Below are 9,292 nucleotides of genomic sequence, written 5' to 3' on the forward strand. Positions count from 1 at the left end.
GTGGTGGCGCCGGCCCTTGCCCCCGCGCGGGGGAGGGGGCCCGGGCCGGGTGCGCCGGGGGCGGGCGGGCACGGGCCCCCGCCGGCCCGCGGTCCGGGCCGGTCGGCTCATGCGCCGTGCGCCACAAGGGAGTTGGCTGGTAGGGAGGGAGATCGGGGCCCTCGGCGCGACGGCCCCGGGACGACGCCCGAGCAGAGGAGGGGACACCGTGGGTACGACACTCACACCTGAGTTCTGGGAGCGGTTCGCCGTCCTGCTGGTCGCGGCGATGGCCGTGACCTACGTGCTCGCCGCGCTGTCCGACGCGCTCGCGGTGCGGTCGGCCGGGCGGCACGGCTCCGGACCGGCCGCACGGGCCGCGCACCGGCCGACGGGCGCGGGTCACCGTACTGCCGCCGGTTGCTGAGCGGCGGGACGGCGCGGCGCGGGGCGGGGCGGGGCGCGGCACGGCTCCGGCGTCGCGCGCCGCCCGGCGAGCCGCCGTTGGATCCGCACCGGCTCCACGCCGCCTTCTTTCGTGTCACAACCTGCGCAGATGGGGATCGTTGCCGCGGCGCGGCACCAGCCGCACGCGGGCCTCGACGGCCAGGACGCCGTCCGCCCCGGCCAGCAGCGGATCGAGGTCCGCCTCCGCCAGTTGCGGCAGGTCGCAGGCCATCCTGGAAAGCCTGTGCAGGAGTTGTCCGAGCGCCTCCACGTCGGGCGCCGGGCCGTCGCCGCGGCCGAAGAGCGCGGGCGCGCACCGCGCGGACGTGATCAGTTCGCGCGCATCGCGTTCGGTGAGCGGGGCGAGCTGTCCCTCCTGGTCGCCGGGAAGTCCGGCCGGCGTGCCGCCGGGCCCGAGCAGCACCAGCGGCCCGAACACGTCGTCCTGCACCACCCGGGCCGCCAGTTCGGCGCCGCGTCCGGCGACCGGCCGGACCACCACGCCGGCCAGCCGGTCGCCGTAGCGGGCCACCAGCTCCCGGTGGGCGGCCCGCAGCCGGGAGGTGCTGCGCAGGTCGAGACGGACGGCCCGCTCCGCACCGAGGTGTGCCGGCCGCGGCCCGTACGCCGTCATCACGAAGCGGCCGTCCGCGCCCGCAAGCCGTTCGGCGGCGGCGATCGCCTCGTCCTCGTCACGGGCCCAGGCCCAGGGGATCTGCGGAACCACGTAGCAGCCGAGCAGCGCGGCGGTCGTCCGCGGGTCCAGCAGCCCGCCCTCCGGGTTCCGCTCCAGGAACGAGCCGACGATCGTCCTCGCCCGCCGGGTCTCCACATCCGGCAACGCCGGTACGGGACTGGCCGGCTGGGCGAGCCAGGCGGCCCGCCGCGCCGCGTGGGCCAGCGCGCGGGCGGCGTCCTGGGCGTCGGAGTACGCGGGCACGCCGCCCCCGCCGCGGGCGGGCAGCAGGTCCACCCGGGCCGCCTGCGCGGGCAGCACCGCGACCACCGGGCGGGGGCGGGCCCCCGGGACCGTCACCGCGCGCACCAGGTCGTCGCCGGTCGCCGCGGCGACCGCGGTGGGCACCAGACAGACCAGGACGGCGTCGACCGCGGCGTGGCCGGCCAGCAGGTCGACACAGGCGCGCAGCTGCTTCTCGCCGACGGACGCGGTCGCGTCCACGGGGTTCGGGGCGTCGGCGCCCTCGGGCAGCAGCCGGAGGAGTTCGCCGGCCAGGGCGGCCGGAAGCTCGGGCACGGTCAGCCCGGCGTCCGCGCAGGCGTCGGCGGCCAGGACGCCCGCGCCGCGCGCGTTGCCGATGATCGCCACCCGCGGCCCCCGGGGCAGCGGCTGCGCGTGCAGGAGGGCGGCGGCGTCCAGCAGTTCGCCGAGGGAACGGGCGGCGGTGATGCCGGCCTGGGTGAACAGCGCCTGCCGGGTCATGGTGCGGGCGGCCGCCGCGGCGGTGTGCGCGGCGGCGGCGCGGCGTCCGGCCTCCGAACGGCCGGCGTCCACCGTCAGCAGCGGCATCCGGCGGGCCACCCGGCGGGCGGTACGGGAGAAGGCGCGCGGGTTGCCGAAGGACTCCAGGTGCAACAGCGCCAGGCCGGTCCGCCCGTCGTCCTCCCACCACTGGAGCATGTCGTTGCCGCTCACGTCGTACTTGTCGCCGAGGGCCACGAACGTGGACACGCCGATGCCGAGCCGGGTCAGCGCGTCGAGCAGCGCGATGCCCACCCCGCCGGACTGCACGGCCACCCCGGCCGGGCCGGGGCCGGGCGCGTGGGTGGCGAAGGTGGCGTCGAGACGGACGCCGTCCTCGGTGTTGGCCAGGCCCAGGGCATGCGGTCCGGCCATCCGCATGCCGTGGCGGCGGCAGGCGGCCAGCAGGGCGCCGGTCTGGCCGGCGTCCAGGTGCGAGGAGACGACGAGCAGGGCACGTACCCCCGCCTCGCCGCACTCCCGCGCCACGGCGGGCACGTCCGGCGCGGGCACGGCGACCACGGCGAGGTCGGGCACCTCGGGAAGCCGGTCCACGGCCGGCCGGGCGGGCACCCCGCACAGCAGCGTGGCCCGTGGGTCGACGGCGTACAGGTGCCCGGCGAAGGACCGGGTCCGGATGTCGCGCAGGATCGCGCGCCCCACCGACCCGGGTCCGCCGCCCGCGCCGATCACCACCACGCTGCGGGGCCGCAGCAGCGGCCGCAGGCTGACGGTGTCGGCCAGCCGGCCGCGCGCATCCACGGCGCGCAGGTAGTCCTCGGTCTCGGCCAGGTCGATCGTGCAGCGCACCCGGGGGCCGTCGGCCCTCCGGGTGACGTGCAGCCCGAGGTCCCGCACCAGGGCGAGCGGTCCGTGGTCGTCGCACAGGGAGTCCGCGGTGAAGGCGGTGACGCCGTCGGCGCGGGCGGCGTCCGCGAGGTGCTCCACGAGCAGCGTGCCGACGCCGCGGTGCCGCCAGTCGTCGGCCACGGCCAGGAACAGCTCCGCCGCCGAGCCCTCCCGCGGTTCCTCGCAGGCGGCCACACCGAGGAGGCGGCCGGCGTGCTCGGCGACCAGGGTCCGGCGGCCGGGGAACCACGGCGGCTCGCCGGCCGGCGCCTGTCCGCACAGCCGCAGCACGCCGCCGCGGTCGGCGGAGCCCGCCGGCCTGATGCGAACGATGGTCCCGTCCGTGAGCAGAGCGTGCACGGGGGTTTGCTGGACCTCGGCCATGGCGCACCTTCTCCCCGGCTCGTCCACAGTCTCCGGCCCGCGCCCGCGGGCCCCCAGGGGCTGAACGGGCAGCCGCCTGGGCCGAACGTCCCCCAGGGGGCTGAACGGGCAGCCGCCTGGGCCGAACGTCCCCCAGGGGGCTGAACGGGCAGCCGCCTGGGCCGAACGTCCCCTGCGACAGCCCCGGGGCGGATGCGACAGTGACCGTGGAGGCCCGCAGCACAGGACCCCGTGACGCCCGAGGAAAGGCGGTGGGCACCATGGAGGCGGCTCTGGTCGTAGGTGTCGACGGATCGGAGTCGAGCCTGGAGGCGCTCGACTGGGCGGTGCGCGAAGCGGCCCGGCACGCCCTGCCGCTGCGCCTGGTGTACGCCTCCCTGTGGGAGCGCTACGAGCCCGCCGTGCCGTCCGCCGGCGTCGGCGCGCGGGATACGTTCGAGCAGGTGACGGTGGAGAACACCGTCGCCTCCGCCGTGCAGCGCGCCCGCCGGACCGATCCGGGGGTCAGGATCGGCGCCGACGTGGTCGCCGACGATCCGGCGGCCGCCCTGCTGCGGGCCGGGCGGGACGCCTTCGCGGTGGTGACCGGCTCGCGGGGCCGGGGGGAACTGGCCGGCCTGCTGCTCGGCTCGGTCGGCCTGACCGTGGCGGCACGCGCCACCTGCCCGGTGATCGTGGTCCGCGGCGACCAGGCCGGCGTCCACGGCACCCACCAGCGGATCCTGCTCGGCGCCGACGACCCGGCCCGGGCCGGCGAGGCGGCCCGGTTCGCCTTCCGCGAGGCCCTGGCACGCGACTGCACCCTGGACGTCGTACGAGCCTGGCGCCGCCCCACGCCCGGGACCGCCGGCCGCCGGCCGCCGGCCGGGGAAGCCGCGTCCGACCACGAGCAGCGCGCCTCCGCGCTCCTCGACGACCTGCTGCGGCAGCCCGCGGCGGAACGCCTCGGACCGCGGCTGCGCCGGCACACGGTGGAAGGACCGGCCCGCAGGGTACTCGTGAACCGCTCGGCCGCCGCGGACCTCGTGGTCATCGGCGCGCAGCGCCGGCACGGCCACCACGGCCTGCAACTGGGGACGGTGGCGCACACGCTGCTGCACCACGCGGCCTGCCCGGTGGCCGTGGTGCCGCAACGGGCGTGACCCGGCGGCCGGTCCGGCCCGGCACCGCAGTACGCACCGTCAGGCAACGCGAGGAGAGGACGGGTCGAGTGACGGACGGCATCTGGGAGTACGAGGGCTACGACCCCGTGGACGAGCGGCTCCGGGAGTCCCTGTGCACCCTCGGCAACGGCTACTTCGCCACCCGCGGGGCGCTCCCCGAATGCACCGCCGACGACGTGCACTATCCGGGCACCTACATCGCCGGCTGTTACAACCGGCTCACCTCCGAGGTGGCCGGACGCCAGGTCGAGAACGAGGACATGGTCAACCTGCCGAACTGGCTGCCGCTGCGCTTCCGCCTCGACGGCGGGCAGTGGCTCACCCCCGACACGGCGACGGTCCTCGACCACCGGCAGCTGCTGCACCTGGCGTCCGGCCTGCTGGAGCGGTGGACACGCTACGGCCTGGGCGAGGGCAGGGTGCTGGTGGTGCGTCAGCAGCGGCTGGCGCACATGGCCGACCCGCACGTCGGCGCGCTGCGCACCGAGTTCACGGCCGAGGGCTTCTCCGGCGAACTCCAGGTCGAGGCGGCCCTGGACGCCGGAGTCACCAACAGCGGAGTGGCCCGCTACCGCGACCTCGACGGCCGCCACCTGATCCACGTGCACACCGGCACCGCCACCACCGACACGGTCTGGCTGCGCTGCCGCACCCGCACCTCCGACATCCGCATCGGCATCGCCGCACGGCTGACCGCCGACGCGCCCGCCACCGTCCGGCACGAGGGGCGGCGGGCCGTCCAGGAGGTCCGCCTGCACCTGGCGGAGGGGCGCCCCGTGGTCATCGACAAGACCGTCGCGCTGCACACCTCCCGCGACCCCGCGATCAGCGACCCGCTGTACGCGGCGACCCATCGGGTCGGCCGGGCCCCCGGGTTCGACATTCTGGTCGACGACCACCTCACGGCCTGGGACCAGCTGTGGCGCCGGGCCGACCTCGACGTGCCCGGCGAGTCGGGCCGTGTCCTGCGCCTGCACCTGTTCCACGTGCTGCAGACGCTCTCGCCGCACACCGCCGACCTCGATGTCGGCGTGCCCGCCCGGGGACTGCACGGCGAGGCGTACCGGGGCCACGTCTTCTGGGACGAGCTGTTCGTCCTGCCGTATCTGAACCTGCACTTCCCCGAGGTGTCCCGGGCCCTGCTGCGCTACCGCCACCGGCGCCTCGAACAGGCGTGCACCGCCGCCCGGGACGCGGGCCGCCGGGGCGCGATGTTCCCGTGGCAGAGCGGCAGCGACGGCCGCGAGGAGACCCAGCAGCTGCACCTCAACCCTCGCTCGGGACGCTGGCTGCCCGACCACTCGCGGCTCCAGCACCACGTCGGCTCCGCGATCGCGTACAACGTCTGGCAGTACTGCGAGGCCAGCGGCGACGCCGAGTTCCTGCACACCAAGGGCGCCGAGATGCTGCTGCAGATCGCCCGCTTCTGGGCCGACGCGGCCGTCTACGACGAGGGGCTGCGGCGCCACCGCATCAGGGGCGTCGTCGGCCCCGACGAATACCACGAGGCCTACCCGGACGCGACCCGGCCCGGTCTCGACGACAACGCCTACACCAATGTCACGGCGTCCTGGGTGCTCAGCCGCGCCCTGGAGCTGGTGGACCTGCTGCCCGAGCCGCGCCGCCGCGAACTCGTCGAGCGCACCGGGCTGGACGGCGGCGAACTGGAGCAGTGGGAGGACATCTCCCGCACCCTCCACGTGCCCTTCCACGAGGGCGTCATCAGCCAGTTCGAGGGCTACGGCAACCTCGCCGAACTGGACTGGGAGGGCTACCGCGAGAGTTACGGCGACATCCGCCGCCTGGACCGGATCCTGGAGGCCGAGGGCGACAGCGTCAACCGCTACCAGGCGTCCAAACAGGCCGACGTGCTGATGCTCGGCTACCTGTTCTCCCCGGCCGAACTGCGTGGGCTGTTCCACCGGCTGGGGATGCGGCTCGACGAGGACACCTGGATCCGCACGGTCGACTACTACCTGCGCCGCACCAGCCACGGCTCCACCCTCAGCGGCCTGGTGCACGGCTGGGTGCTGGCCCGGTGCCGGAGGTCGGAGGCGTGGAAGTTCTGCCAGGAGGCCCTGCAGGGCGACATCGCCGACGTGCAGGGCGGCACCACGGGCGAGGGCATCCACCTGGGCGCCATGGCCGGCACCCTCGACCTCGTCCAGCGCGGCCTGACCGGCCTCGAGACCAGGAGCGGCGCGCTGTGGCTGGACCCGGTGCCGCTGCCGGAGCTGTCGTCGTACGGGTTCGCCATGCGCTACCAGGGCCACTGGGGCGTGGGGCTGCGGCTGCAGCGCGGGCAGATGGAGATCATCGTGCCGTCGTCCGAGGAGTCCCCGATCGACGTGCGGCTGCCGGACCGCGCGGTACGGCTGGAACCGGGGGAGACCAGCCGCCTGGCGCTCCTCGAATGACCGCCGGGCGGCCGGGCCGGGACGGCGGGGACGGGGGCGGCGGAGCGGCGGGGGGCTGGGTGCGGCGGGGGCTGGGTGCGGCGGGACGGCTGTGCGTGCCGGGCGGTCAGGCCGGGACCACGGCGAGCGGGCAGGCGGTGTGGCGGGCGACGGCGTACGCGACCGGGCCGAGCCCGCCCCGGCCGGCGCGCCCCACGACCATCACATCGACGTGGTGCGAGGCCCGGATCAGTGCCGGCGCCGGATCGGACAGGACGACGTCCTCGAAGACCCGGACGGCCGGGTACTTCGCCCGCCAGGGCCGCAGCGCCCGCGTCAGCAGCCCCAGCTCCCGCTCCGCCCGCGCGGCGTGCCGCGCCGCCGACGTCGCGCGGTCCGCGGGCCCAGCCGCACGGAGCGGAGGCGGCCCGGCGTACAGCGCGTTCAGCCGCGCCCCGTGCAGCCGCGCGGTGTCGAACGCGAAGTCGACCGCGCCGTCCGCCGGATCGTCGGCGTCCACGGCCGCCAGGACCTGGTACGGACGGCCGGCCGGGGGCCGCGGGGCCGGTCCGGCCGGGACCAGCACGACCGGGCACCGTGCGGCGCCGGCGACCACCCGGGCCGTAGAGCCCGGCGTCAGCCCGGTGCGCCTGCCCTCGCCGCGCAGGCCGAGCACCGTCATCGCCGCGTCCGCACCCCGCTCCAGCAGGACGGCGCCGGGCTCGCCCGTCAGCCGTACGCTCTCCACCGCCACCGTCGGGCACCGGCCGGCGGCGAGAGCGGCCGCCACGGCCTCCGGGCGCGGCGCGTCCGGCCCGGCGGGCGGCGCCACGTGCACCACGCACAGCGGCAGGTCGCGCAGCACGGCTTCCCGCGCGGCCCAAGCCACGGCCGGGCGGCTGCGCGCCGACCGGTCCACACCGACGACGATCACCTGCTTCATGGCGTCGGCCTCCAGCTCGGCGTTCCGTCCCCCTCCATGCCAGCGTGGCCCGGCCGACGCCGCCGAGGATGGGCCGGATGGTCCCGTACCGAGTCCCGGCGGCCCCTACCCGCCCGTCGGCGGGCCGGGGAGGCTGGCCATCAGCGGCGGTATACGCGCCGAACGGGGCGGGCCCGCCGCGCGTGGTACGGCACGAACGAGAGGTGGCGGCCGTGATGCACTGGAACCGGCACGGCGTGCCGGGCTGGGCCTGGTCCGCCGGGTCGGTCGGCATGGTCCTGATGTGGGCCCTGCTCATCGTCGTCGCGATGGTCGTCCACCGCGCGGTGAGCCGGACTCCCGAGCCCCCGCACCCACCCGCGACGACGCCGCCCGAGCAGCTGCTCGCCGAGCGGTTCGCCCGGGGCGAGATCGACGAGGGGGAGTACGGGCGCCGCCTGAGCGTGCTGCGCGCGGACGGCCCCACCCTCAGCAAACACTGACCCGCAACACCGGCCGCCCCGGCTCCTGCGAGGGGAGGTGCGCCATGTCGGCGCAACCCATTGACACGACCACCATCACGGACCTGGTGGCAGCCGCGACGGCCGCCCCCTCGATGCACAACGCACAACCGTGGCGCTTCCGGTACGTCTCCGGCACGCGCACCTTCGAACTGCGCCCCGACCTCAGCCGCGCCATGACGCGCACCGATCCCGACAACCGCGCGCTGTGCCTCGGCTGCGCGGCCGCCCTGTTCAACCTGCGCGTCGCCGCGGCCCACGCCGGCTGGGACGTGGACACCCGGCTGCTTCCCAGCCCGTCCGACCCCGACCTCTACGCCACCGTGCGCCTCACCGGCACCGGCGGTCCGGACCGCGAGCTGGCCCGGCTGTTCCCGGCGATCAGCCGACGCCACACCAGCCGGCACCCCTTCACGGAGCAGCCGATCCCGCGGGAGGTGGCGGACGCCCTGTGCGACGCCGCCCGGCAGGAGGGCGCACAGATGGCCTTCCCCGACGCCTGGCACGTGGAGGCGCTGCTCGACCACATCTACGACGTCGAGGGGCGCGACAGCGTACGGCCCGAGCGGTTCGAGGACATCCAGAACTGGACCCGCATCGGGCCGCAGGAGGCCGAAGCGGCCGTCGACGGGATCCCGGACTACGCCTTCGGCCCGAGGAAGTCGGGAGGACGGGCCCCGGTCCGGGACTTCGCCGGCCGCCGCCCCGTCCCCGGCCGGACGGCGGCGGTCTTCGAGACCGTTCCGCAGCTGGCCCTGCTCGGCACCACCAACGACCGCAGGGCCGACTGGCTGCGCGCCGGACAGGCGATGGAACGGGTCCTGCTGCTCGCCACCCTGCACGGACTGTCCACGTCCCTCAGCTCCCACTCCCTGGAACAGCACGACCTGCGCGAGCTGGCCCGGGACCCCGTCTCCGCGATGGGTTTCGTCCAGATGGTGCTACGCCTGGGCTACGGCCCCACGGGCGTCGCGAGCCCACGCCGACCGGTACCCGAGGTACTCGACATCGAGTAACCCCACCCGCCCGCCCGCGCCCGCCTCGGCCGCCCGTACCCGCCTCGGCCGTCCGCGCCCGCCTCGGCCGCCCGTACCCGCCTCGGCCGCCCGTACCCGCCTCGGCCCGCCCCGCCCCCCGCGGGGGGCCCCGCC

The 9,292-nt window shown here is 76.4% G+C and carries 7 protein-coding genes; 5 read left to right on the forward strand and 2 right to left on the reverse strand.

Annotation, left to right across the window (positions count from 1 at the left end; translation table 11 throughout):
- The first annotated feature begins 208 nt into the window (after positions 1 to 208).
- Positions 209 to 406 carry a hypothetical protein gene (locus AB0G63_RS38490; RefSeq protein ID WP_360760374.1) on the forward strand — a complete coding sequence of 66 codons (198 nt, stop codon included), beginning with the start codon at positions 209 to 211 and terminating at the stop codon, positions 404 to 406.
- A gap of 114 nt (positions 407 to 520) precedes the next feature.
- Here AB0G63_RS38490 and AB0G63_RS38495 read toward each other — a convergent pair whose 3' ends face one another.
- Entirely contained in the window at positions 521 to 3,139 is a 2,619-nt protein-coding gene (locus AB0G63_RS38495) for a GNAT family N-acetyltransferase (protein ID WP_360760377.1), read from the reverse strand.
- 260 nt (positions 3,140 to 3,399) lie between these two features.
- Between AB0G63_RS38495 and AB0G63_RS38500 the strand changes: the two genes are divergently transcribed.
- Positions 3,400 to 4,281, forward strand: coding sequence for a universal stress protein (locus AB0G63_RS38500; RefSeq protein ID WP_360760388.1), 882 nt, complete (start codon positions 3,400 to 3,402; stop codon positions 4,279 to 4,281).
- A 68-nt stretch (positions 4,282 to 4,349) separates the two neighbouring features.
- Positions 4,350 to 6,719: a glycosyl hydrolase family 65 protein gene (locus AB0G63_RS38505; RefSeq protein WP_360760380.1), complete on the forward strand. Its 2,370-nt coding sequence runs from the start codon at positions 4,350 to 4,352 to the stop codon at positions 6,717 to 6,719.
- A 106-nt stretch (positions 6,720 to 6,825) separates the two neighbouring features.
- Here the strand turns inward: AB0G63_RS38505 and AB0G63_RS38510 are convergent, their stop codons facing one another.
- Positions 6,826 to 7,641 (reverse strand): universal stress protein, encoded by an 816-nt coding sequence (locus AB0G63_RS38510; protein WP_360760382.1) that lies wholly within the window; start codon positions 7,639 to 7,641, stop codon positions 6,826 to 6,828.
- A gap of 215 nt (positions 7,642 to 7,856) precedes the next feature.
- On the opposite strand from AB0G63_RS38510, the gene AB0G63_RS38515 reads away from it, so the two are divergent.
- Entirely contained in the window at positions 7,857 to 8,123 is a 267-nt protein-coding gene (locus tag AB0G63_RS38515) for an SHOCT domain-containing protein (protein WP_360760390.1), read from the forward strand.
- A gap of 44 nt (positions 8,124 to 8,167) precedes the next feature.
- Complete coding sequence (locus AB0G63_RS38520; RefSeq protein ID WP_360760385.1) at positions 8,168 to 9,157, forward strand: nitroreductase family protein; 990 nt, start codon at positions 8,168 to 8,170, stop codon at positions 9,155 to 9,157.
- Positions 9,158 to 9,292 lie beyond the last annotated feature (135 nt).

Origin of the sequence: Streptomyces sp. NPDC020996 (assembly GCF_040641355.1) — a bacterium.
GTDB lineage: Bacteria > Actinomycetota > Actinomycetes > Streptomycetales > Streptomycetaceae > Streptomyces.